This is a genomic window from Streptomyces sp. WM6378 (assembly GCF_001279695.1).
Classification (GTDB): Bacteria; Actinomycetota; Actinomycetes; order Streptomycetales; family Streptomycetaceae; genus Streptomyces.
In genome coordinates this window covers 15800-39688 of record NZ_LGDD01000305.1, presented here as the reverse complement: position 1 = coordinate 39688, position 23889 = coordinate 15800, and the positions used below count along the sequence as shown (strand labels likewise).

The window sequence follows — 23889 nt, the reverse complement described above, 5'->3', positions numbered from 1 at the left end:
CTTCTCCTGCGGTAGGGGGTCTAGAGGGGCAGGTGGGGCGAGCGGCTGGTGGTGCCGCCGACCCGGCGGGCGGCTGCGGCTCGCAGTTCGGCCGACCGCCCGGGCACGGCCGGGGTCAGGGGGCGGGTGGTGAGGGTGAACGCTGCGGCTTTGGCGCCGCCGGCCAGGAGGTGGGCGGCGGCCTGGTAGGGGCCGAGGTGGGCCAGGTCGTGGGCGCCAAGGGTGGGCAGGGTGTGCCGCTCCAGCTGGGCGGCGTCTTCGGGGGAGGTGTTGAAGAAGACCTTGTTGCGGGCGTTGGCGGAGATCCCTTCGCGCAGGTCGCGGGGGAGCTGGGCGAGGTGCTGGTGGGCCAGGACCATGGACAGCCGGTAGCCGCGGGCCTCGGCGAGCATGTCCTCCAGCGGATACGGGAGGGTGAGGAAGTTGTGTGCCTCGTCGATGTAGAGGGAGGCGTCGATGCGGTCGGTTTCGGGGGTGCGGGCGCGGGCGGCGGCGGCCTGCCAGGTCTTGGCGACGATGAAGGAGCCGAGCAGCCGGCAGGTCTCCTCCCCGAGGGCACCCTTGGGTAGGCGCGCCAGGAGGATGCCGCCGTCCAGGACGTCGGGCAGGTGGAAGGTGGACTCCCCGGAAGCGATGGCCTGGCGGGCGAAGGAGCGCAGCAAGAACGCGCGGAGTTTGTTCATCACCGGGCCGACCACTGCCGCGCGGGAGGGCTCGGACAGCGACTCGTACCACATCCAGAACCCCTTGAGGACGGGGTCCTTGACGGTGGGGATCATGCGCAGGCGGTAGGCGGGTTCGCCGAGCAGGCGCGGGATGTCGGCGAGGGTGACCAGGCGCTGGGTGGCCGCCGCGTGGCGCAGCAGGGTGAGGCAGGCCGCGCGCATGATGTCGTCGGTGCGCGGGCCCCAGAACGCGGAGAAGATGCGGCGGAAGATGCCGGTGATGTTGTCGACGACGACGTCGATGTCCGTGCCGTCCAGCACGTTCAGACAGGGCGGGACGTGGACATCGTCGGGGTCGATCACCACAAGCCGATCGGCGCACGAGCTAGGGAGGCGGTGCAGGAGGTCCGCGACGAGGTCACCTTTGGGGTCGATGACGATGGCGCCGCGGCCGGCGTCGACGTCGTTGAGGACGAGGTTGCCGATCAGCGTGGATTTTCCGGAGCCGGTGGCGCCCATGAGGTGGAGGTGGTGGCGGGCATCGGGCACCGTGAGGCCGACGGCGCGGCGGTTGCCGGTGTCCGCGCAGCCCAGCGGTCTGATGCCGGGCCCGGGCTGGGGGATGGCCGGGGGCGGTGCGATGGAGCGGGCGCCCGCGCGGGCCAGGCCTGGGGCGTCCGCGTCGAGGGGGAGGTGGGCGAGGGCGGCGAGTTCGGGCACCGACAGCAGATCGCCGCGGCCCGGGAAGTGGCGGCTGGTCAGGGCCGGGTGCGGGGTGCGCAGGCGGTGGCGGGAGAGCCAGTTGCGGGCCGCGTACAGCGAGAACGCGGAGGCGAGGGCGTGGGCCCGGCCGCGTAGCCGGGCCCGGGTGTCGTCGGGAGAGGCGGTTGTGGAGGGGAGGGCTGCGGCGTAGCGGAGTTGGACCTCCCACTGGGGGCCGGTGAGTTTGCTGACGCTCTGGCGTACCTCGGTGCCGTGGGAGGGGTCGGTGGCGGCCGGGGTGGTGCGCTGTGGGGTGTGGGCGAACAGCCGGAAGAGGGAGGAGAGGCGGGGTGTGGTGCGGCCGGCCTTCAGGCGGCGTGCTTGGCGTCGGGCGCGGCGCAGCCGGGCACCGGTCGCGGGGCGGGCCAGCACCTGCACGAGGGCGTGTTCGCCGTCGGCCAGGCCGGTCGCGGCCTGGAGCAGCGCGCGCAGCGGATCACTCTTGTGGTCGGTGCGCAGCGGCAGGATCTCCGGGCGGGCCAGCCGCAGGCGCCCGGCCGTGCACTCGTGCGTGCAGGGAAACGGGGCGGTGGCATCGGTGAGGGTGGTGTGGGCGCCGGGCCAGGCGGCCTCGACAGCGCGTCGCACGAGCGCGGTGGGGATGCTGCCGGGCAGCCACAGCCGCACGGACAACCCGCCGCTGCTCCAGGCGTATTCGAAACCGACGTGTGGTTGGCCGTGCAGCAGGCGCTGATACCAGGGTCTGAGCAGGCCCGACAGCTGGGCCCAGAGCACCTCGCCGCCGCCGGCGGGCACGGTGGGCGGGGCGAGCACGGTCACCAGGCGCGCGCCGTCGCCGAACGCCCGCTGGCGCCGCTGCAGGAGTGCGGTGCGCCCGGTGATGGCGGCGGCTCCCAGTGCGGCGACCGGAGCCAGCCACGGCCAGGAGCCCGCGAGCGTGCCGACGACGGCGTCAATCAGCGCAGGGACAAGGCGGTTGGGTGTGGTCAGGAAGTCGCCGATCAGTCCGCCCGGACCCGGGGCGCTCACGGTTCGAGACCCGTCAGGTCCGGTAGCCCGTACGGGTCGTCCGCCTCGTCCTGCAGGTTCTGCTCGCGGGCCTGGAGCTCGACCGGGTCCGTGGTGATGAGGTCGTGTTCGTCGGGGGAGGCGAGCGGGCTGAACGAGATCTTCGTACGGCCCGACAGCAGGAGCGCGCAGCCTCTGGGCGCGGACAGTAGATGGTGCCGCTCGCCGCGGGAGAGACGGAAGGCGCCTGCGATCTGGTCGATGGCCTGCGGGGCCTGGCGCATCAGCAGCTGGGTGGCCGCGTTGTTGACGATCGCCCTCCCGAGATCGGAGGCCAGGACGTCGTCTCCGTCCTGGGTGACCACCGCAAGTCCGGTCCAGTACTTCCGTGCGGCCTTGGCCATCTTGAACAGGAACCGTGCCCCGTCGCCGTCCCGCATCAAAAGCCACGCCTCGTCGACCACGATCAGGCGCCTGCGGAGCGCACCGGTGTGGGCCACCTGCTCCCAGATGGCATCAAGAGCCAGCAGCATGCCCGCACTCTTCAACTCCTCGGGTACCTCCCGCAGCGAGAAGACGACCAGGTGCCCGGCGGGCCGCGTCGTGGTGGGACCCGCGAACAACTGCCGGTGCGAACCAGCCACGTAGGGGTCCAGATGCGCGGCCAGGGTGCGCGCTGCCGGATCCGGCAGGACCGTCAGCTGGGCGGCGAGATCGCCCAGCAACGGCGCCGGGCGCGTCCACGTGGCCGGATCGGCAGTGATCCCGGCCGTGCGGTAGGTGGCCAGCACGGCCTTGTCCAGCACTGCCCGTTCGGTGGCGGAGAGTTCACCGCCGAGCAGCACGGCCAGGAAGGTGTGCAGGAACAACACCCGCCGGGTCAGGACATCCTCACCCTCGCCGTTCCTCGGGGGCAGGTCGAAGGGGTTGAGCCGCACATCGGGGTCACCGAGGCGGATGACGCTGCCGCCGACGGCCTCGGCCAGGCGTACGTACTCGTCCTCCGGGTCGATGACCATCGCCTCGATGCCGGTGAACAGCAGCCGCAGCAGCTCCAGTTTCGTCAGGTACGACTTGCCGGCCCCGGAACGGGCCAACACGACGGAGTTGTAGTTGTCCTGGGCGAAGCGGTCCCACACCACCAGCGAACCACTGGCCGTATTGACCCCGTACAGCACACCGCCCGGCGACAGCGCGGCGCTCGCGGGCAGGTCGGGGGAGGCGAAGGGGAAACAGGCCGCCAACGCCTCGGTGTCGAAGGTCCGCCGCACCTTCAGCGTGTCCAGGCCGAAGGGGAGGGTGGCCAGCCAGCCCGGCAGCGCCCGGTAGGTGGCAGGCGCGGTCGCCACCAGCAGGGACTCGGCGATCGCACGGACCTGCGCCACCTCGTCCGCCAAGTGCTCCTCGTCCTGGCCATAGATGGTCATGTACAGACCGAGTTGGAAGAGCTTCCCCTCGCCGCGGGCGATGCGGTAGGCGAGGTCGGCCGCGTCCTGGGCGGCGGCCTCGGTGTCCGGGTCGTCCAGGCGCCCGCGGCCCCAGTCGGCGCGGCGCGAGGACTCCAGGCGGGCGCGCTGCTGCTTGAGTTGCTGCGCGGCCAAAGGACTGGGAGTCGGCTCGATGTGCAGGGCGATGTCGAGGCGGCCGGGGTAGGTCAGCAGCGGATCGAGCCAGCCGGGGACGACCTCGGCCGGGTAACCGGTCACGATCAGAGTGGCGGCGAGATGACCACCCACCGCGAGGGTTCGAGCGTGGACTTCGACAGCGTCCGGGCCCAGGCAGGCCAGCTCAGTGCTCGCATCAACCACCCGGCTGGAGCTACGAGTTCGGTAGGCAAGGAGTCGGTGGAGCATCACGGGCCTGCCAGAGGGAGCGCATCGGGGTCAGCGGCGAGACGAAGCATGTCGGTGGCGGCCTCCGTGTCCAGCGATGTGACGGTGATCTCGGCGGCTTCCAGAGCGCGCGCGGCTTCGGTGAGGCGATGACTCGCCCGCGCCCCGCTGGAAGCTGCGGGCTCGCGGGTCACCAGCAGGACCTGACGGGTGAGCAGGTCCCGTTCCGCGGCGAGCCCGGCGAGGAAGTCACCATGGGCGCGCGCGGCCCGCTCCAACGCGGGGTGCGTCAGTGTCGGTGCGAGCTGGGTCAGCTCGTCGACAAGGGGGGTGACGTCGAGGCGGTGGGCGCGCACCAGGACCTGGGTCGGGCCGGTCAGCGAGTTGAGCCAGCGGGCGAACGCTTCGGTCAGCGCCTGCTGTTCGCCGCCGGTGCGCAGGTGGAAGTTGACCGTGGAGCACACCGCGAGCGCACTGTGCCCATCCCCCGCGAGGCCCAGCACACCGGTCTCGGAGACCTCACCGCACGGCAGGTCGAGCACGGCTGGGGCTGAGCCGGCCTGCGCCCGCCACTCTGCGGGAACAAACTCCGGGAGGGGCTGGACTCCTTCAGGCGCGGGGACGCGCCGTTTGGGCGTGCGGTGGTAGTGGACGGCGGCGAGCAGGAGACGGTCCAGGCCGATGCCGTCCCGCCGCCCCACCGCGATGACCGTCACGACCACCGCGACCGGCGCGGTCAGCGCCGCATAGGCGAGCGGATGCATGAATGGACGAGAGGCCCAGTACCCGCCGTACAGCATTAGCCCGGCGACGGCCAGGATCGCGGTCTGCCGTGCGGTCAACGGGCCAAGAATGCGGTCGGCTTTGGACACGTCGGCGGGGATCCGGGCCGACGTGACGTGCTCGTCGTCCAGGTCGGCGGTCATCGCGGTTCACCTCCGGGAAGGAGACGGGGGAGCGGGCGGTTCAAGGGGCAGGCGCAACTGCACGGGCCGGACTGGGCGGGTGCGAACGCGGGCGGCCGGTACTGGGAGCGCCATCTGCCGGACACGGCGTACCGGCGCCGGTACGCCGGACGACTGAGGTGCTGTCGGGGTCGCGCCAGCCAGGGGCTTGGAGCTGGTGATGCGTGGCACACGCTGAGCGGTGACGGGCAGACGCAGCTGGGTTGGCCGCCCGGGACGGGCCGGGACGCGCTTGGCGGGAATGGGCAGCGTCAACTGCCGGGTGCGGCGAGCCTGCGAGGGATGGATGACCGAGCGGGGGCCGGCGGTCCCGCGCGCCGGGCTGGTCGGCGCACCCCCGGGCCGAGCCGTGCGCAGGCCAATGGGGGTGGAGACTTGGCCTCCGGTTGCCGCTGTGGCAGCGGGCGCACGACTGCTGGCGCGCGAGCCGGCTCTCGCGACCAGGGCCCTTCCCCGGCGCAGGGCGATTCCGGCGACGCCGCCCGGTACCGGCAGCCGGCCACCACCCCGACCGCCCGTTGGGCGGCCGGGACGGTTGCCTCCACCGCGTGGGGGACCCGGAGGTGTACCGCGTCCACCCGGTCCGCCAGGCCGCCCACCCCTCCCGCCACCGCCGGGGCGGCGGCGCAGCACCGCGGCGCCGGGAACGTACCGGTTGATCAGCCGCCACAGGGCGACCGACTGCAACATCCGCAGCGAAGCCGGGAGTTGGGGATGGAGGGGAGTAGCCCGGAAGATGACGCGCGTACACCAGCCCGGGATCTTGAACAGGATCCAGAACAGGGCGAGTCCGGCAAGCAGCGTGCCGAGCTGGGTTGGTTTGGGGAAGCCGAGCAGGGTGGCGCCCGGGGCGAAGAACAGCTTCAGCGCGACGATCAATGTGACGGACTGGGCGACCTGGATCGTCAGACACCCGGCCAGCGCCCGCCACCACATCCGGGCCACCGGGTCGGTGACCGGGTGCGCGTGACAGGACAGGGCGAGCGGCCCGGAGACGGCGATCACGGCGATGACCGCGATGCGGACGATGTAGCCGACGAGGACGGCCAGGATCAGAAAGATCGTGAGGATCGCGATCAACAGCACGTACAGGGCCATGCCGTGACCGCCGAACAGGGCGAACGGGATGGCCCGTTCGATCAGGCCCTTGCCGGCATCGGAGGCGTCGGTACCCAACAGCGCGTAGGAGAGGGCGTTGGCCAGGGAGATGGCCTTGCCCAGCACCGTGAGCGAGGCTGCGGCGGCGATGATGCCGATCAGCAGGCGCGGCGCGATCTGCTTGAGCGCGTAGCGGCTCTGCAGAGTCTCGTGTGCCATGACCGTGAGCCCGCCCGCGGTCACGAACAACACGTAGATCCCGCCCGTGAGTCCGAGCGAACCGGTCCACAGGCGTTTGATGTCGGCCTGCTCCGTGAGATCGGGAGTCGAGAGGAGGGTGGCGCCGAGGAGTTCCCGCAGCGGCTTCATGATCTGGTCGACGAGCGTCCCGAGGAATGCCGTGATCGCATTGACGATCATGGTGGGAACGTCGAGGAGGCTGCCGAAGCCGGTGCTGCCCTTGTCACAGGGGATCCCGGCTACCTCGCACGCGGGCGGGACCAGGCTAGGTGCGGGCTCCGGAGGGCGAGGTGGCTGGGGGCGTGGTGCGGAGGGGCCGGGTGCCGGGAGGGGGCCCGGGGCGGGAGCGGGGGTCGGTTGCGGGGCAGGGCCGGGTGCAGGCGCTGGGGCCGGTGTGGGTTGCGGAGCGGGTCCGGCTGACGGGACAGGTTCGGGCTCAGCAGGCGCCATTCGGACCCCGGCCGGGGCCGAGGCCGAAGTGGCGTGCGCAGACGGCGAGACCAGGTCCGTCGCGCCAAGCAGCACCGCGGTTAGCACCCCGGCGGAGGCGAGGACGCGGCGGGCCGTCATGTTCCGGCTCCGACGATGCCCTGAAGGACGGTGACCAGTACCGGGGCGAGGATGGCCAGGCCGTAGCCGATGGCCGCGGCCTTCAAGGCCCGTTTGGCCGCCTCGACTTCGCCCGGGTCACCTCCGGCCATCAGGTAGCGCAGCCCGCCGAAGGTGAGGAACAGCGTGGCAAGTCCCGTCAGCAGCCCCACGATCCAGTTCCGCAGATTGTTGATCACCGTGGGGACGTCCGCGACGGCCCATGAGTTCGGTGGATGCGCCAGCAGGGTGGCGAGCGCGCACACCGTGATGCACAGGGCCCGGACAGCTATACGGCCCAGTTGGCGCCACGTCAGTCGGCGGGTCCTTGCCCGCAGCGGGTGCAGAGGTACGGGCACGGACACACACCTCCTCGTGAAGGCGCAGACAGCAGGTGAGTGAAGAAGAAGGAGGAGGGGGCGATGAGGGTTCCGTCCCTGGGAGTCCAGGCTGGCCCGCGACAGCGCTTCACCTCCTTGCAGGCAAGGTGAGCCGCTGGATGCGGGGAGGGGCGGGTTCGGGGTGTCAGCACGAGACGCCGTGCCCGAACTCCCAGGGACGAGAGGGAGGTGAGAGTGGCTACGGCACAGGGGGTTCCGTAGGTGCTCTCACTCTCTTAAGGAGAAAAGCGGGGCCTGATCGTGCCACTGTTGCCTCAGACCTCCTGCGCGGCCAGCGCGACGGCCAGGCGCCGCTCGGCGGCGGCCCGGTGGCGGAAGGCGGCGCGCACACTCATGCCCACCGTGCTCGCCGCCTTGGCCATCACCTGGCGCTCCAGCCGGGTCTGCGCGATGAGTTCAGCCTCCCTCTCGGTGAGGACCCCGGCCCGGACGGCCCGCAGGAGCACGGCGAACGCCTCCGCCATGCCGCGGGCGGGCAGGGCCGCGGCACCGCGTTCTCATCCAGCGCCACGGCCTCGATGCGCCGGGTGCGCTGCGCGGCGTACAGCAGACGGTGCGCGGCCCGGTCGCCGGCCCGCACCAGCCGCAGCCCGGCCTGCGGCTCGTCCGTGGTCAGGAGGGCGAGTTCGGCGGTGACCGCCGCCAGGACTTCCTGCTCCAGCTCACATGCCTCGACTTCCGCCAGTCGCGGCAGCCGGGACAGGGTGCGCCGCAGTGCGGGAAGGGTGAGGCCGACGGCGACGGTGCCCCACGGCTCTCCGAGCAGCGCCCGCCGGCGCAGGATTTCGTTCCACACTCCGGCGCGGGCCTGTTCGGTGCAGCTGGGGTGCACCATCCGGGCACGGACTCGGGTGACGCACAGCGGGCTGACGGTGTCCGAGTCGGCGGACAGCGCCACCGGCACAGTGAGCGGACGGCCCTCTGCGGCCAGCGAGAGGAACGCGGACTCGACCTGGTCCAGGGGCGAGATGGACCAGAGCGGGGGGTGGGGACGAGGGGACGTGGGGCGCATGGCGGCTCCTAGCCTTGATGCGGCGGATGGGTCGCCGCCCATCGCGCCAGCCGCCCTTGCCACGGTCTTGCCGCCGGAGGGTTACCGGTCCGCTGCGAGGGTGCCGTAGCCCTGCCATCTGGCCGCCAAGCGCTGGCAGATCTCGCGCTGACCAGTGCTTCTTCCCTCGGCCCGGCCCGAGAGGAATTCCCTGAAGAATTTTGAAGAGCCCCCTGGACTTGCTGGTGGCAGGCGCTTGCCCGCCCGTGAGGGCGCCCGTAGTCACCCAGTCCGTACTCTGCCTCGCAGGGTGACGGGTCCCGTGGCAGATCGTGCGCTGACCAGCACGTTTCGCTGGCGGGTCAAGGGTCTGCTCGGTGAGGACCGCGGTGCTCAGGCGGAGGGCGGCGTCGCGGTCGGGGAAATACCGACCACGTCGGTGCGTCGGTGAATCTCCTTGTTCAGCTGCTCTTGGGGATTACACGAGGACGGCCCGACTACCCCAACGGGGTCGTACGGGCCGTCGTCACACAACTCCCGGATTCGCCAACGGAGTCCCTGGAGGGCGAGGGCGGAGGGGAGTCTGAGGGCAGTCGGCAGTGCAGATAGCGAGCACTGCCGGTGTGACACCAGACAAGCCCGCGCTTTGGCGCTGGGTTATGCGGTGGTTCGGGCCTTGCGGCGGCGGGCGATGAAGAGGGCTCCGCTCCCGGCGGCCACGGCGGCGGCACCGACGGCCGCGACGACGGGGGTGGTGGACGATGAGCCGGTCTCAGCGAGGCGGCCGCTGACCGGCAACTGGGTGCGATCGCCCTGGGCGACCGGGCGGTTCTGCGGCACACCCGGGCTGCCGGACTTGACCGGCTTGCCCTTGGCGTCGCTCTGGTCCTTCGTGGGCTTGGTGCCCGCGGGGACGATGGTGAAGTCCCATTGGTAGAGCTCACCGAAGCTGCAGCGGCCGTCGCCTTCGCCCATGGAGTAGCCGGAGGTGAAGAAGAAGCCGGCCGCGGCGGGGGCTTTGCCGTCCACCTTGATTCGCATCCGGGCCTCGACGTACTCGCTGGCCTTGATGTTCTTCGCGCCGGCGAAGTAGCCCCACAGGTCCTTGCCCCGCTCGGTGGTGGTCCGCCACTGGCCGCTCGTGGTGTCGAACCACTCGACGGTCACCAGGAGTTCGCTGATGTCACTCACCCGGTGGTCGACGGTGCCCAGTTCCATGTCGAGGTTGACCCGCTCCAGGGTCCGGTCGGAGATGTTCAGTGCGCGGTAGGTGAACTCGTGCCAGCCGGATCCGGCGACGATCTTGTTGGGCAGGCCGCGCAGCGAGGTCCGGACCGAGTCTTCGTCGGCGGGGTACTGCTTGCATTCTCCGAGCCCGGGAGTCGGCAGCTTGGAAACCTCGGTGGTAGGCGTACGGGTGGGCTGCTCGTTCGCCTTCTTCGCCTTCTTCGCGTTCTTCGGGTCGGTGACAGAACCGGAAGGAGAAGGGGTGACAGCCTTCGGAGTGCTGGAGGCGCCGGGGTCTGGCACCGTGTCGTTGCCTGTCTTCGGGTCGGCCGCGCTGGAGGACGGGGTGGAGTGCGGTGCGGTGCTGGGCGCCTCGCTCGCACCGGTGATGCTGTCCCCCGTCGTTGCGGAAGCCAGCGGCGCTGCCGTCAGTGTGGCGGTTCCGATCGCCGTCATGACTGCGGCGGTCGCCCATACGCGGCGGAGCTTCATGGTGTCTCTTTCAGGTGGTGCGAGTGCCGACAGCAGCGGGGGCTGTGGCGGTTGGTCGGGCGGTATGACTGCTTGTACGCCGTAATGGTTGTAAGGCTCCGAGCCGTGAGGTGCGTCACGGCATGTCCTCATGCGGCTCCCCGAGGGGCAGCGTTCCGCGTTGCCCGGCTCGTCGGCGCACGCTCCAGTCGCGCGTGTGCTGCGCGCGCGGATACCGCGATCGCAGGAACGTACCTGGAGCCCCGCCGTGTCCGGTTCCCCGCCTGACCAGGGCGCCCGGCACATGAGTTCAGGCAGCGGGGAGGCCTGCCCCGGAGGCGGTCGTGTCGCCCGAGAGCGCGTCCGGCACGAGGTCCGCGCTGTGGGAGGGGGCCTGGTAGCGGAAGTGTGCGAGGCGGGGGAGGCAGACGCATGCCTGGTTCAGGACGAGGACCCGGGAAACGGATCGGTCGAAAGACCGGCACTGAGTCCCAGGCCGACTCCACTATCCGCTCGAGCCTGGCACGATCCCGCCGGAGGATTCTCCTTAGATAGGTGTCAGCACTCTTCGGCGCCCGGCCCGCTCAGCGCGCCCACCCATGACCAACCCCCGTACCACGACGGCCCCGTCACCGCTGCCGACCAGCATCTGGCTGCCCGGCCCCCGCGACGCGGACACCCCACCGCCCTTCCCGGCCGTCCTGCCAGACTGGGCGATCGGCAAGATCCGCACCGAGTTCACGCAGCGCCACAGCCGTCAGCCAGCCCCACTGTGGCGCCTGACCGTCTGCGACACCAACGAGGGAATGGACGCCCGCACGCCCTGCGCGGCCGACCACACGCCCGGTGCCCGGAACGCACGGCGTACACCGGTGATCCTTGCGGAACTCCACCCCGACACCCTCCCGGCTACCACCCCGCACAGCCGATACGGCACCGATGAGCAGGGCGCGATCGATAACGGCTGGCCCGGGTTCCTCCATCGCACCCACCGCCTTCTGCGCACGGACGACGTTCTGCTGCTGGCCACCCGGCAGCGCCGCGACGCCGGGAAGCTGACCGACCCGCTCGGCCTGCTCATCGCCGCCGCCCGCACCGCAGGGTTCCGCTACCTCCAGCACATCGTGATCGTCCACGGCCACGCCGTCGACGACCAGATCGTTGCTACCCCACCCGAAGGCACGCCGCCCGGGCTCATCCACTCCGACCTCCTCGTGCTGTCCGCCGTCCACACCGCGTAAAGAGGAGCCCGCCGTGCGCAACTTGGACTCGGTGTGGAACACCGCCCCGACCTCCGCACCCGCCCAACGTGCCGACCGCTACGTTCCCGGCTCAGCCGCCCACCCCGCCAAGATGCTCCCGCAGATCGCCCGCCACGCGATCGTCACCTACACCCAGCCCGGCGACCTGGTCCTGGACCCGATGTGCGGCATCGGCACCACCCTCGTCGAAGCCGTCCACCTCGGCCGCCACGCCCTGGGCACCGAGTATGAGCCCCAGTGGGCCGACCTGGCCGAGCGGAATCTGCGCCGTGCCGACGCCCAGGGCGCCACCGCCTCCGGGGCGGTCTACTGCGGCGACGCCCGCCAGCTCACCACCCTGGTACCCGCAGCTTTCCATGGCCTGGTCGATCTGGTGGTCACCTCACCCCCGTACGGTGCCAGCGTCCACGGACAGGTCCGCTCCACCCGCGAGTCCGGCGAACGCGGCGTCGTCAAAAGGCACTACCGCTACAGCCACGACCCCAACAACCTGGCCCACGTCGGCCTGGAGACCCTCCTTCAGGCGTTCACGGACATCCTCACCCAGTGCCGCCACCTGCTCCGGCCCGGTGGAACCGCCGTGATCACCACCCGGCCCTGGCGCACACGCGGCGAACTCATCGACCTGCCCTCCGCCGTCCAGGCCGCAGCCGAGAACGCCGGCCTCATCCCCGCCGAGCGCAACATCGCCCTCCTCGCCGGCATCCGCGACGGCCAACTCATCCCCCGCCCCTCCTTCTTCCAGATGAAAAACATCCGCGACGCCCGCCGTACCGGCACCCCGCTGGCGGTGATCGCGCACGAGGACGCCCTGATCGCTCGCCGGCAGACCGCACCTTCCCGAACTGAGCCTGCCGAGCGTGTACTTCGGGAGCCGCTCGTCACGGAGGTCGGACGATGAACCCGACTGTGTGGCACAAGGACGACCACGTCACCCTGCTGCTCGGCGACGCCGCCACCGTCCTCGCGGCCCTGCCGGAGAGCAGCGTCGACTGCGTGGTCACATCCCCGCCCTATTACGCGATGCGGGACTGGGGCGCGGGCCAGATCGGTCAGGAGGACACCCCCGCCGCCTACCTCGACGCCCTGCGCGCGGTCTTCCGCCAAGTGCACCGCGTGCTGCGCGACGACGGCACCTGCTTCGTGAACATTGCCGATGTGTACGCCACCGGCTCGGCCGCCCGCCGTACCGTTGTCGTGGGGCAGCCGCCGGTTGCGGTCAAGTCGCTGCTGGGCCTGGGCTGGAGACTCATGCTCGCTCTTCAGGGCGATGGCTGGCTGATCCGTAACGAGACGGTCTGGGCCAAGCCGAACGCGATCCCGGAGTCCTGCCGCGACCGCCTCGCCCGCAGACACGAGCCGGTGTACTTCCTCACAAAGACCGGCCAATACCACTTCGACCTCGACGCCATCCGCCAGCCTTACACCGGCGACCGCGCCCTGTCCCGCCGGGCGCACCACAGCGCGAACAAGCCCAACACTGTCCGAGGCACTTGGCCACCGACCGAGGGACGGCAGACCAAAGGCCGTAATCCGGGCACTGTGTGGACCATCCCGACGAGACCAACTCGCCATGCGCATACGGCTGCCTTCCCCGTCGGCCTCGCATCGCGGTGTGTCGCTGCCGGCTGCCCGCCGGGCGCCGTCAGGCTTGATCCGTTCAGCGGCTCAGGTACCACACTTGAAGCCGCCCTGCGCCTGGGCCGCCGAGCAGTCGGTATCGACCTCCGCGCCGACTTCCACGCGTTCGCCGAGGTCCGGCTGCGTCAGCTGCTCCGGACCCGCAACCCGCATCCGGAAGCATGAACGGGTTCCTGCGCACCTGCTGTGACCAGGAGAAAGAACCGCTTGACGACGCGCCCGACGCGGAGCGTCCATGGCCGCCGGTCGGCACGGCGGCCCAGCCTGCTTACGCCATGCCTGCACGCCCTGATCCGAGCACGGAAGGAGAACGTCATGAACGGTCTGGGGGCGGTGCGCGTGTGACTCGCGGCGGGAGCAAGCGGCTGCTGCCCCCGAAGAGGTCGCCGAGTGGCTCAGGGTCAGTGAGGCCACCGTCAGGAACAAGTACCGCGCCTGGGGACTCAAGCCCCAGAAGGTGGGGCGTCTCCTGCGGTTCCGCGAACGCGACATTGTGATCTACCTGGACGAGCACTACGGGTGAGGCCGGTGCCCGGACCGCGGGAGTAGGCCTGGTGGCCACGTTCTATCAGCGATGCAAGAGCGACAAGCGAAACGTCAACTTCCCCTGTGACAAGCCCCGCTGCGGGCACCCGTAGACCGTCCGCTACCGCGAACACGGCGAACCCGCATCGCCCGAACGCCAGCCGAGTTTCCCGAAGAAGTTCCAGGCAGAGGCCTTCGCCGCGAATCTCGATCACGACAAGTACGAGGGTCTCTGCCTCGCCCCCAAGCGCGGCGAGATCACCGTACGGGATTTAGCTGTATCCCGGGCCAGCACCCCTGCAGCACCCGTAGGCGCCGCGCTGGACGAGGGGAACGGGACGTGGCTGAAAGGCGTTGAAGGAGCGGTCCCGAGGTCGAGGTCGTCCGGGATCATGAGGCATGCTCCCGGACGACTGGCACCTCACCCAGGACATCGACGCCTTCCTTGCCCGAGCCGGGCACTTCCTGCGCTCGCGCGCCGCTCTGCACAACACGCCGCTGACGGACATCGAGAAGCTGCGGACACACGGGGCGGCCGATCAGGACGCCGAAGCCGCCGTTTTCGGCCGACTGGAGTCACGGGGCGAGGTCCGTGCGATCTTCTATCTCACCCCCCTCGGACGCTTGGGCATCACGCCTCTCTCTGCCGAGCAGACCGATGCCCTCGCTGCACACCTGGCCGGCCTCGGTCACTCACCCGCCAACGTCATTGCGGACCACGACACCGCTGGCGCCTTCTCCGAGTCATGGCAGAAGCACACGGGCGCGGCGTCGGTACTTTTCTGGCGAACGCATCTCTACCGTCTCGGCACGCTCACCCCACCGCAGCCGCGCCCGGAGGGCCAGGGCCGCCTCACGAGCGGTAAGGACCGCGACCAGATCGTGCGCTGGTGCCGCGACTTCTGCGTCGACGTCGGGGAGCAGCACTCCATCGACCTGATCGACGTCGGCTCCTGGGACGACTCACGTTTCGGCGACAGGCACTTCACGTTCTGGGAGACCCCGGAGGGCAACCCCGTCTCGATGGCGGCCTCGACCTCGGTCGTCGGCGGCATGGTCCGGGTGGACCCCGTCTACACCCCTGCCCACCTCCGCGGCCGCGGCTACGCGGGAGCTGTGACGGTCGAGGCGAGCAGGGCCGCGCAGGCCGCAGGGGCGACGGACGTTGTCCTGTTCACAGACCCGGACAACCCCACGAGCAACGCCCTCTACCAGCGTATCGGGTACGTCCATGTCGCGGACTTCGCCGGATACAGGTTCTCCTACGGCGCACCAGAGGCCGGATGACGGGCTTTCCTGGACAACGGCCTAGGAGGGATCGCAGGTAGCTCCCGCATCGACGATCCGGCGGGCTGGGCGCACCATCTGCCGCGGACCGCTGCGCGAATAGTGCAGGGATCGAATACTGCCTCTTCACCAGTGCCTCTACATCCCGCGCGCCGTCCACACCCACGGCGCGTTTTTGCAGCACCGCACGTGGATCTGATGGCCGATTTCGCACCGAAGAGTCCTCGGAAGGGCTGAACTCGGCGCGGTCGCTGCGTCGTGGACGCCACCTGGTCGTCTACCTCAACATCCCTGCCTAGACCATCCCCAAGGACCTCTCCGCTCTCCGCGCCCGGCTACCCCATAACCCGCCCCGACACCCGCAATAGCATCACCACTGCCATCCTGAATGAGCGTCTTCATAGACGGACTCGCAGGGGAGGAACGGTGATGGAGACAGGAGAGTTTTGGGCGCACCGCGCGCGGGCAAACGACCCCGTCGCTCGTGTGGAAGTGCTGCGTATCGGCACCCAGCGCCCGCCGCGTGTCAAGATCCGCTTCACCGCGGACGAGGACGAGGGCCGTGAAGGCTGGGTGCCACGTTCGCAGTTGCGCGTTCCGTGGGAGCAAGCCGACCACTGGCTGGCGGAAGAATGCCGCTGGAAAGCCCTGCGAGCCGCTACGCCGTCGCGCGATGCCCCCGAGTGCCGCGCGGCGGATATCGTCTTCGAAGCCTGCCCTTGGGAGGAACTGGCGAGCATCGGCTATTCGCGGCACGACGAGGGGGTCTTGTACGTACATGACCTGGCGGCGTTCGCGGAGGCGCTGGAGGAGAACGCAGAGTTTTTCACCCGTGACTCGCTGACGGTGCTGCATGACGATGGGAGCGCGGTGGCGCCCTGGCCCGTAACACTGGCGTGTGCCCGCAAGGGCGCCGCCCTGCACACGGAGCGTGTCATGAAAGACGTGGAACAGGCTGAGCGGCAGGCGCAGCGCGAAGCGATCTACGGTTCCTACAGTCCAGGCCGGGGCAAACGGGAGGGGCATCACTTCAGCCCGGAGATCTGCGCCAAGGCCGACAGGGAGTTCAGCCCCGCACGCGATCTCGTACGGCAGTGGTGCGGCGCGGAAGCCGCCGAGGCCTTCGCTGAAATCCACGTCCTGCGTGCCGAGGTCCTGAGGCTCGGCAGGATCGTCGAGCAGGCCGTCGGCATGCTCCGGCAAGCGGGCAGGGGCAAGGACGCCACGAAGATCGAGGCGGAGTTCGAGATTCCTGTCGAGGCGTTCCGCAGGATGACGCCACCTGGGTGAGCCAGGCATGGGCCAGGATCGGATTTCTGTCGAGCGGATTGTCGTCCGCATCACGTGAGCAGGAGCAAGTGATGGCGAAGAGACCACTCAACGAGCGGCAAAGGGACGTGCTCCGCTGGATTGCTGATGGCTGCCCAGCCGGGGTGTGGCACGACGTCACCTACAAGATGAGTGCGCAGGCGCTTCAGAACCGCGGGCTGGCGAAGATCGCCAGACATCGTGGAGTGTGGAGCGCGGAGACCACGGCTACGGGTCGTCATTACCTGGAACACGGGACCTATCCCGCATCCGAACCGCGACAGGACCAGACAGCACGGCGCGCCAGGACCATGGCGACTCCGTCAGCGGCCGCGCCCAGCCCCAGCCCCCTGCCCGCCCCCGTCCCTGATGAGCCCTCCGTCCTTGAATCCGGGGCGAGCGCTGCACAAACGCCGCGAGCAGCGCCGAAGCAGCAGAAGAAGACTCTTGGCGAGCAGCTCATCGACGATGTCTTGGCGGCCGGCGGCTCACTCGTGATCAAACAGAAATACGGGGCAGGCGCTCCCAACTGGCCGGCGCGGATCAGGTCGGCGCAGCGATGCGGAAAGCTGCCCGCAGGGAAGGAGCTGGTAGACGGCTGGCGAGCAGGGGGCTATGAGATCACCATCCAAGACATCCCGGCGTGGAAGCTGGCGGTCCTGGACCCGGTCCCTGTTCCGGAGCGACTCCACAAGCCGCATGCCATCGTGGCCACGCTGCAGGACGGTGAACCCGCCCTGCACTTGAGTAAATCCGTCCAGCAACGGGCGCTGCGCCTCGTCCAAGCCATCGTGACGGAGGCCGAGCGCCGCGGGTACAAGGTTCAACTCGCCACTGGCGAACACCGCGGACGTCGCTCACGCAGATCGGACGCCGCTGGACTCTTCACCATCACGGCTCACGGCCAGCAGTGCGTTGTCTCCTTCGGGCAGGAACAGGACCGGACGGAGCATGTGCCCACGCCCCAGGAACTCGCCGACGCCAAGCGCTACTCCTGGGTCAAGGTTCCCGCGCACGACTACTCGGCTTCCGACCGGCTCACCATCACCCTCAACGGGGGGATCACCCACCGCCAGTCCGTCTGGGCAGACACCGCCGACCGCTCCTTGGCAGTCCAACTTCCGGAAATCCTGCAGGAAGTGGACCTGCGGGGCCTGGCTGCCGAACGGCAGCGAGCCGAAGACGAGGAACAGGCCCGGCTCAAGCGGCTCCGATGGGAAGCGGCGATGCGGCAGGCCCACGCCGACTACGCCGAGGCCTACCGCGTCAGAGTGCTGGGACAACAGGAGAAGGCGTGGCGGCAGGCCACACGGCTCACCGCGTACTTGACGGCTGCACGCGACCGTATCGAAGGCCTACCGGACGGCGCAGAACGAGCCGACGCCGAGGCCTGGCTGTCTTGGGCGACGAACCACGTACGGTCGCTCGATCCGCTCACCCGACCGCTTCGCATGCCCAAGGTGCCCGAGCCCCGGCCCAGTGACCTGGAACCCTTCCTGCACGGCTGGAGTCCGTATGGCCCCCACAATCGCTGAGGAGATGCCGTGGCAGACGCCCTCAGGCCCCTGACCGCCAGCCGCTAGCCGAGAACCTCGACAATGGTGCCCGCGCCGACCGTGCGCCCGCCCTCGCGGATCGCGAAGCCGAGGCCCGGGGCGTATCACGGCCGAGTTCGACCGTCATGGTGACGGTGTCGCCGGGCCGGGCCACGGAGGACTCACCCAGGTCTACGTCGCCGACCACGTCCGCGGTGCGGATGTAGAACTGCGGCCGGTAGCCGGAGGCGACTGGCGTCGACCGGCCGCCGTCCTTTGTCGACAAGATGTGCACCTGCGCGGTGAAGCGACGCGCGGGTGTGATGCTCCCGGGCGCTGCCACGATGTCGCCGCGGCGCACCCCGTCTCGGGGTACGCCGCGCAGGAGCAGCGCGACGTTGTCGCCGGCCTGGGCGCTGTCCATCGGCTTGCCGAATGTCTCGAGTCCGGTGACCACCGTCTCGATGCCCGCGCCGAGGACGCTGACGCGGTCGCCGACCTCGACGGCACCGCGCTCGACGGCTCCGGTGTCGACCGTGCCGCGACCAGTGATCGTGAAGGTGTTCTCGACGGGCAGCCGGAACGGCGCGTCCACGTAGCGCTCGGGCATGGGCACATAGGTGTCCACGGCGTCGAGCAGCGCACCGATCGCCTCGGTCCAGCGCGGCTCGCCCTCCAGGGCCTTGAGCCCGGAGACCCGGACGACGGGCACGGAGTCTCCCCCGTATCCGTGCGCGGAGAGCAGTTCGCGCACTTCGAGCTCGACCAGGTCCGTGAGCACCGTGTCCTCGCCGTCGTCGACGGCGTCCGCCTTGTTGAGCGCGACCACGATGCGGTGCACACCCACTTGCCGGGCGAGCAGGACGTGCTCTGCTGTCTGCGGCATGATCCCGTCGAGCGCGGAGACCACGAGGATCGCCCCGTCGAGCTGGGCGGCGCCGGTGATCATGTTCTTGACGTAGTCGGCGTGGCCCGGCATGTCGACGTGCGCGTAGTGGCGGGTGTCGGTCTCGTACTCGACGTGTGCGATGTTGATGGTGATGCCGCGGGCGGCCTCCTCCGGGGCCCGGTCGATCCGGTCGAACGGCACGAAGGTGCCGCTGCTGCGCTCGGCGAGCACTTTGGTGATGGCTGCGGTCAGGGTCGTCTTGCCGTGGTCGACGTGGCTCATGGTGCCGATGTTGAGATGGTCTTGGTGCGTATGTATGCCGTCTTGGGCATGGCTCTTCCCTGGTTCAACTCGAAGCAACGGTCTCGACCGCCGGGCTCGTGGATGAGCGGTGGGAGACGGGAGCCCCTGGGCTGGTCCGACCCTCCCCACGCGGGGTCCGCCGGAGTGTCCGGGGAGGGTCAGCTTCGGGCGCCATCGAAAGAGTAGATGAGGAAATCAGCCGCGGAATCGGTCTGGAAGACGGCGGCCTGAGCAGCGTCCGCGACTGCGGACGGAGCTGCGAGGAAGGCGTGCCGGAACATGAGGCCAGTCATTGCCGATGACGGGGCGCCTGTCGAATGGTCTTCCTGGCAGGGGAGTTCCTGCCACGGTATGGCTGCCCGTTCCTGTCAGATCGCCATAGGAGTGACCCGCGAACGCGAACGCGAAGTCCTGTTCCGGCTCGACCCCAAACTGGGCAGGACGCCGGCCAAAGCCGTCTGGGACTGAAGCGTGCGCGGGGGACAGGAGCGCAACATTCGCGGTCCTGTTCCCAAGGCACGCGCTCTTGCCAGAGTCATCGGCCCGTTGCACTCTGTAATACGTTGAGGTGTAGCTCGATCCGTGCCGGGGGGACAGCGGATGACGGGGTACGAGAACGACGGCTTATCCGGGCCGAGACGGCCCGCCCGGCAGGCCCTGGGCGACAAGGTCCTGCTCCACACACGTACCGCAGAGCCGCCGACAGACGATGGCACTGCCTTCGGCGGGATCATCCTCTGCGGCACCAAAGCTCTCGCACAATCCAAGGACGCGCAGCGTCACCTCGTAGACGAAGCGCTGCTACTCGACCCGGCCTTGTACGAACAGCACACGGCCAGCACCCAGGAGTCCTTCCTGCAGGAACGGCCGCGTTCCGCATCGCCAGGTCTCTACCCCGAGCCGGATGCCACAAGGTACCCAGGATCCGAACAACTCGACGTCGGCGTGACCGCCGTCCTCACCCCCACACGGTGCTTCGAGCCAGGAGACACCGGAGCCGTCGCGGCAGCCACCCGCCGCATGCAGCAACTCGATTCCGATTCCGTCATCTTCACCGTCCCGCTCGACGCCCGGTGGCTTCAGAGCGACGACGCGGTCAGCTTCCTGATCCGCACCCTCAACCGGGTACCTCACCTCAAAGCCATCGCGCTCGGATCTGTCGACGAGCCGCTCCCGCAGCGGGAGACCGCCCTGCGCTTGCGTGCACTCATGTCCCGCATCGACAGTGTTGGCCTCATCCGGACCGGGCTTGCCGGACTCGACGCCCTCGCTCACGGCGCGACGTTCGTCTCCATCGGGGTTCAGCCAGCCTGCCGCACCTTCCGCCCACCGGGAGCAGCCGGGACGCCCGGCGCCAACCCCTCTGGCAAGCGCCGCGCCCGCGTCCTGCACCCCGTCCTGATGGAGTACTTCCACGGCGACCAACTCGCCCACCTCTACGGATTCTCCGACGCACCCGAGTGCCACTGCGACGCCTGCAACGGCCTCAGCCTCGCCCGCTTCAGCGATGACGAAGAAGACATCCAGGCCGCCGACCGGCACAACGTCGCCACCTGGCTGCCCTGGGCGCAAGAACTGCAGAGAACGCCAGCAGGCCCTCAGCGCCGAAGGCTGTGGCAGAAGCGCTGCTGGAAAGCCATCGACGACCGGGGAGAAATAGTGCTCCGATGGAGGCTCGCCAAGACCCCTGAACCCCCCGCCGCCCTCATGCAGTGGGCGATCGCAGTGGACTGACTTCCCCAGGTCCCCCAACCCGACCCGATACTTGCTCATAGGCATGCTCCGTGAACCGCCAGCCGGCCGCCGTAATGGTCACGTCCGCTAGAGGCTGCACGGGAACCAGCACCTTCGGTTCACCGGCGTTCTGCCAGTGCACGACCCCCGTGCTGAATCGAGCCGCCTCCTCCAGCAACTGCTCCGAGCCCGCCGACAGGCAGTCCAGCCAGATGGCCTGTGGCGCGTATGCGCCGAACGGCATCACGTGCAATGCCTCCAAGCTCGCGGTTTCGCTGCACACCACGGCCAGATCCACCCACAGCGGCAGTGTCGCCACCCGCTCCACCATGTCCCCGCGCTGCTCCGCCGTTCCGGCCGGCCACCCCTTGGACAGCCGACGCCGGTCCCTGCCTTCCAAGTTAGCCAGCGGCACCGGCCTGCCCACGGGCAGCTTCAACAGGGTCTCCAGCAGCCACAGATCATTGAGAGGCTCGGCGTTCAATGCGTCTCGCCGGGCGTGTTCCGCCTCGTCGAGCCGGTACACCAACACCACCCGCACACCCCACAACGTCACCTCAGAGACCCGGGCGACCGACGGAAGCTTCCCGCCCGACACAGCCTCAACCACCCGTCGTGTGCGCTCATCAGCCGGTACGAACTCGGGCATGCCCCACAACCTCAACCTTCTCGACGACCCCAAGCACCCAACCACGGCGACGACGGACGCTGGAACTTTTCATGGGTATCGGTCACCCGGGACGCCGAAACGGCGTACAAGCACTGGCCGATCGTGTGGAGGCACCTTCGGCGCTGCAACACGACCAACTACTGCTCGTCATGGCGCCGTTCTGCGTCCACGAGGAACACGGTGGCGTCCAGATCCAATTTGGGTCAGGCCGCGTTCGTGAGGGTCGTCCGGCCTGCGCGAGAACTTCGTCCCCGAACAGCGCCGCACGATCCGGACGACCACCCCGACCATCCTCGCGGTGTGGGCCTACGACCGTCTCCGGCCGCAGATCAACGGCGGGTCATAGGCGACCAACGCCATGGGTGTCCCTGAGCGATGCGCCGTCCTGACGGAACGAGTGGTGGAGTGTGTACCGCTTGGAAGACGGTTCGGTCGGGCGGGGTTTCGTCGTGGGAGACGGGCGTCGGCCCACTCGGTGAAGGCGATCGCGCGTTCATCGCTGGATGTCAGGTGGACGTGTGCGGCGAGCAGGCCCGGAGCCGGCCCAGCCACGTCCCTGCAAGTCGCTCACTGCCGTCCTGCTCACCACGAAGATGCCAGACGGCGCGCCGCATCGTGCATCACGCTGCGTTGAGCCCGGGACGCTCGATCCCCGGTACGAGCCTATCGATGCGGCTGGCTACATCGGCGCGACGGGCGCGCGCCCAGGCCAGGTGGTCCTCATCGCTGGACTACTGAGCATAGAAGAGAAGACCCATGCCGTCCGTGGAGAGGAAGACGTGCTGGGCCAAGCGCCCTGACGGCGTCGTCCGCGGCCACGGCAACGACGGACGCAGGATCACGATCCGTCAGCTCCTCCAGCACACCAGCGGCATCCCCGACTACTTGGACTACCTCAAGCCGGAGGACGTCCTCAACGACCCACTGGCGCACCACGACACCCGCGCCCCCGCGAAACTCGCGCTCGCCCATCCTCCGGCCTTCAGTCCGGCATCGGCTGGAGCTACTCCAACACGGGTTACCTGCTGGCCGGCATACTCATGCCTGCGGCGGCCTCGCCTGGGGGCACGACGACAGCATCCCCGGCTACCAGACGACGGGGGCTGCCACGGTCGACGGCAGGCAGGCCACGGCCATGGTGAACCTCTACCCGGGCGGCACGGACGCCCAGAACGACGACATGACGTCCGCCGCTCAGACGGCACTCTGCGAGGGCTGCGCTTCGAGCGCGCAATAGCCAGGGCCTCGGTGGCGGGCAGCAACACCTCCATCGCCTGCACCAGCCACCGCTCCACCTCGGTCAGTCGCTGATGAAGATGTTCCCGTCACAGGCGGCGGTCAGGGCGCGCGGGACGCTTTCAGGGGGGGATCAACCAGTCGCCTGTAGACGCTGCGGTGGCTGCACTGACCAGGAGGGCAGAAGCCGCATTTGGACGGGCCTACGCGAGACACAGCCTGACAGGTGCCCACGAATCCTCGCCGGGTTAATTTTAGGACAGTGTTTGGCTGAGTCGACCCAAGGCGGTCAGGGGCGCACGCCCGTGCCTTCATCGGCTGCGCCCCGGAAGTGTTCGAGCGATCGTTGATTCCTGTCAGTGGCACAACCGGCCAGATGCCGACGCTACCAAGCGCGCTGGTCAGCCGGGTTCTACGGCCTTGCATAGGATCTTGTCCCATGTTTCCGAGTGGTGAGGAGATCAAGTCCATGGCAGGGGAGCGAGTTTTCATCGTTACCGGCGGGGGGTCTGGAATCGGCGCTGAGACCGCCCGGTTGCTGCGAGCCGGCGGGCACAATGTTGTTATTTTCGGCCGGAGGCCGGAGCCGCTGCACCAAGTTGCCTCCGAGATCGGGGCCTTGGCTCATCCCGGTGATGTCACAGACCTTGATGATGTCCAGGACTTGGTCACGACCACGATGGCCACCTACGGTCGGCTGGATGGCCTGGTCCTGAACGCAGGCGTCGGACGCGGTGGGGCAGTGGGGGACCTGTCGGATGAGACATGGGAAATGGTGCTCGAGACCAACCTGACGGGCCCTTTCCGACTGTTGCGTGCAGCGCTCCCGCACCTGCTTGAGGCCCGCGGCGCGGTAGTCGCGGTGGCCTCGGTGTCCGCGCTCCGCAACGGGCCCGGCAACGCGGCCTATGCCACGTCCAAGGCCGCCCTGCTGCAATTGTGCCGGTCGCTGGCGGTCGACTACGGCCGTGCGGGTCTGCGAGCCAACACCGTGTGTCCTAGCTGGGTACGCACCGAGATGGCCGACCGCCGCATGGCCCGCTTCGCCGAGGAGTCGGGACGCCTGGGCGGGGGAGTCGACGCGGCGTACGAGGAAGCGACGTTGCTCATTCCAGCGGGACGCCCGGGCGAGGCCCGCGAGGTCGCTGAAGCTGTCAGCTGGCTGCTCTCGCCCGCCGCATCGTTCGTCAACGGGGCGGTACTCACGGTGGACGGTGGTGTGACAGCGCTCGACCCTGGGACTGCGGCGTTCGACTTTCATCTTGAGCCCCGAGTCGGAAGCCGCTGACC

16 protein-coding genes and 3 pseudogenes are annotated in these 23889 nt (G+C 69.3%); 9 read left to right on the top strand and 10 right to left on the bottom strand.

The features are described from left to right. Positions 1–20 precede the first annotated feature (20 nt). The 8 genes and pseudogenes from ADK54_RS27750 to ADK54_RS27720 all read right to left on the bottom strand — a co-directional run bounded on the left by ADK54_RS27750 (position 21) and on the right by ADK54_RS27720 (position 10230). Entirely contained in the window at positions 21–2417 is a 2397-nt protein-coding gene (locus ADK54_RS27750) for a type IV secretory system conjugative DNA transfer family protein (protein ID WP_107090629.1), read from the bottom strand. Then, positions 2414–4204 (bottom strand): VirB4 family type IV secretion system protein, encoded by a 1791-nt coding sequence (locus ADK54_RS27745; RefSeq protein WP_324610200.1) that lies wholly within the window; start codon positions 4202–4204, stop codon positions 2414–2416. Before ADK54_RS27745 ends, ADK54_RS27750 begins: the two co-directional genes overlap by 4 nt. A gap of 44 nt (positions 4205–4248) precedes the next feature. Further along, positions 4249–5154 (bottom strand): PrgI family protein, encoded by a 906-nt coding sequence (locus ADK54_RS27740; protein WP_053728466.1) that lies wholly within the window; start codon positions 5152–5154, stop codon positions 4249–4251. Between the two features lie 6 nt (positions 5155–5160). Further along, positions 5161–6711: a hypothetical protein gene (locus tag ADK54_RS45130; RefSeq protein ID WP_053728465.1), complete on the bottom strand. Its 1551-nt coding sequence runs from the start codon at positions 6709–6711 to the stop codon at positions 5161–5163. A 386-nt stretch (positions 6712–7097) separates the two neighbouring features. Next, positions 7098–7397 carry a pilin gene (locus ADK54_RS27730; RefSeq protein WP_107090633.1) on the bottom strand — a complete coding sequence of 100 codons (300 nt, stop codon included), beginning with the start codon at positions 7395–7397 and terminating at the stop codon, positions 7098–7100. 484 nt (positions 7398–7881) lie between these two features. After that, positions 7882–8532 (bottom strand): hypothetical protein, encoded by a 651-nt coding sequence (locus ADK54_RS46265; RefSeq protein ID WP_053728464.1) that lies wholly within the window; start codon positions 8530–8532, stop codon positions 7882–7884. A 349-nt stretch (positions 8533–8881) separates the two neighbouring features. Further along, a pseudogene (locus tag ADK54_RS46870) lies at positions 8882–8997 on the bottom strand (transposase); the annotation flags it as partial. 171 nt (positions 8998–9168) lie between these two features. Beyond that, positions 9169–10230: an LAETG motif-containing sortase-dependent surface protein gene (locus tag ADK54_RS27720; protein ID WP_053728463.1), complete on the bottom strand. Its 1062-nt coding sequence runs from the start codon at positions 10228–10230 to the stop codon at positions 9169–9171. 578 nt (positions 10231–10808) lie between these two features. Here ADK54_RS27720 and ADK54_RS45120 point away from each other — a divergent pair. From ADK54_RS45120 to ADK54_RS47725, 7 genes and pseudogenes are all read left to right on the top strand, one after another. Then, a complete protein-coding gene (locus tag ADK54_RS45120; protein WP_053728462.1) occupies positions 10809–11450 on the top strand; it encodes a hypothetical protein in 642 nt (213 codons plus the stop codon). Positions 11451–11463: 13 nt separating this feature from the next. Next, positions 11464–12372 (top strand): TRM11 family SAM-dependent methyltransferase, encoded by a 909-nt coding sequence (locus tag ADK54_RS27710; protein ID WP_078966683.1) that lies wholly within the window; start codon positions 11464–11466, stop codon positions 12370–12372. After that, on the top strand, positions 12369–13277 hold the full coding sequence (locus tag ADK54_RS27705) for a DNA-methyltransferase (protein WP_063802065.1): 909 nt from the start codon (positions 12369–12371) through the stop codon (positions 13275–13277). The genes ADK54_RS27710 and ADK54_RS27705 overlap by 4 nt, the downstream gene beginning before the upstream one ends. Positions 13278–13545: 268 nt before the next feature. After that, positions 13546–13635, top strand: a pseudogene (locus ADK54_RS47730) (DNA-binding protein); the annotation flags it as partial. A gap of 401 nt (positions 13636–14036) precedes the next feature. Beyond that, positions 14037–14924, top strand: coding sequence for a GNAT family N-acetyltransferase (locus ADK54_RS27700; protein WP_053728460.1), 888 nt, complete (start codon positions 14037–14039; stop codon positions 14922–14924). A gap of 429 nt (positions 14925–15353) precedes the next feature. Continuing rightward, positions 15354–16214: a hypothetical protein gene (locus ADK54_RS27695; protein ID WP_053728459.1), complete on the top strand. Its 861-nt coding sequence runs from the start codon at positions 15354–15356 to the stop codon at positions 16212–16214. A gap of 71 nt (positions 16215–16285) precedes the next feature. Then, positions 16286–17767: a hypothetical protein gene (locus ADK54_RS47725; RefSeq protein WP_234392224.1), complete on the top strand. Its 1482-nt coding sequence runs from the start codon at positions 16286–16288 to the stop codon at positions 17765–17767. Between the two features lie 44 nt (positions 17768–17811). On the opposite strand, the pseudogene tuf reads toward ADK54_RS47725, so the two are convergent. After that, positions 17812–18988: pseudogene (gene tuf / locus ADK54_RS27685) on the bottom strand (elongation factor Tu). A gap of 571 nt (positions 18989–19559) precedes the next feature. Here tuf and ADK54_RS27680 point away from each other — a divergent pair. Next, a complete protein-coding gene (locus ADK54_RS27680; protein WP_053728458.1) occupies positions 19560–20693 on the top strand; it encodes a hypothetical protein in 1134 nt (377 codons plus the stop codon). On the opposite strand, the gene ADK54_RS27675 is transcribed toward ADK54_RS27680, so the two are convergent. Continuing rightward, entirely contained in the window at positions 20665–21342 is a 678-nt protein-coding gene (locus ADK54_RS27675; RefSeq protein WP_159047913.1) for a hypothetical protein, read from the bottom strand. The genes ADK54_RS27680 and ADK54_RS27675 overlap by 29 nt on opposite strands. 1726 nt (positions 21343–23068) lie before the next feature. Between ADK54_RS27675 and ADK54_RS27670 the strand changes: the two genes are divergently transcribed. Then, the gene (locus ADK54_RS27670) at positions 23069–23887 is read left to right on the top strand and encodes an SDR family NAD(P)-dependent oxidoreductase (RefSeq protein ID WP_053728477.1); all 819 of its coding nucleotides are present in this window, start codon (positions 23069–23071) and stop codon (positions 23885–23887) included. Positions 23888–23889: the final 2 nt, after the last annotated feature.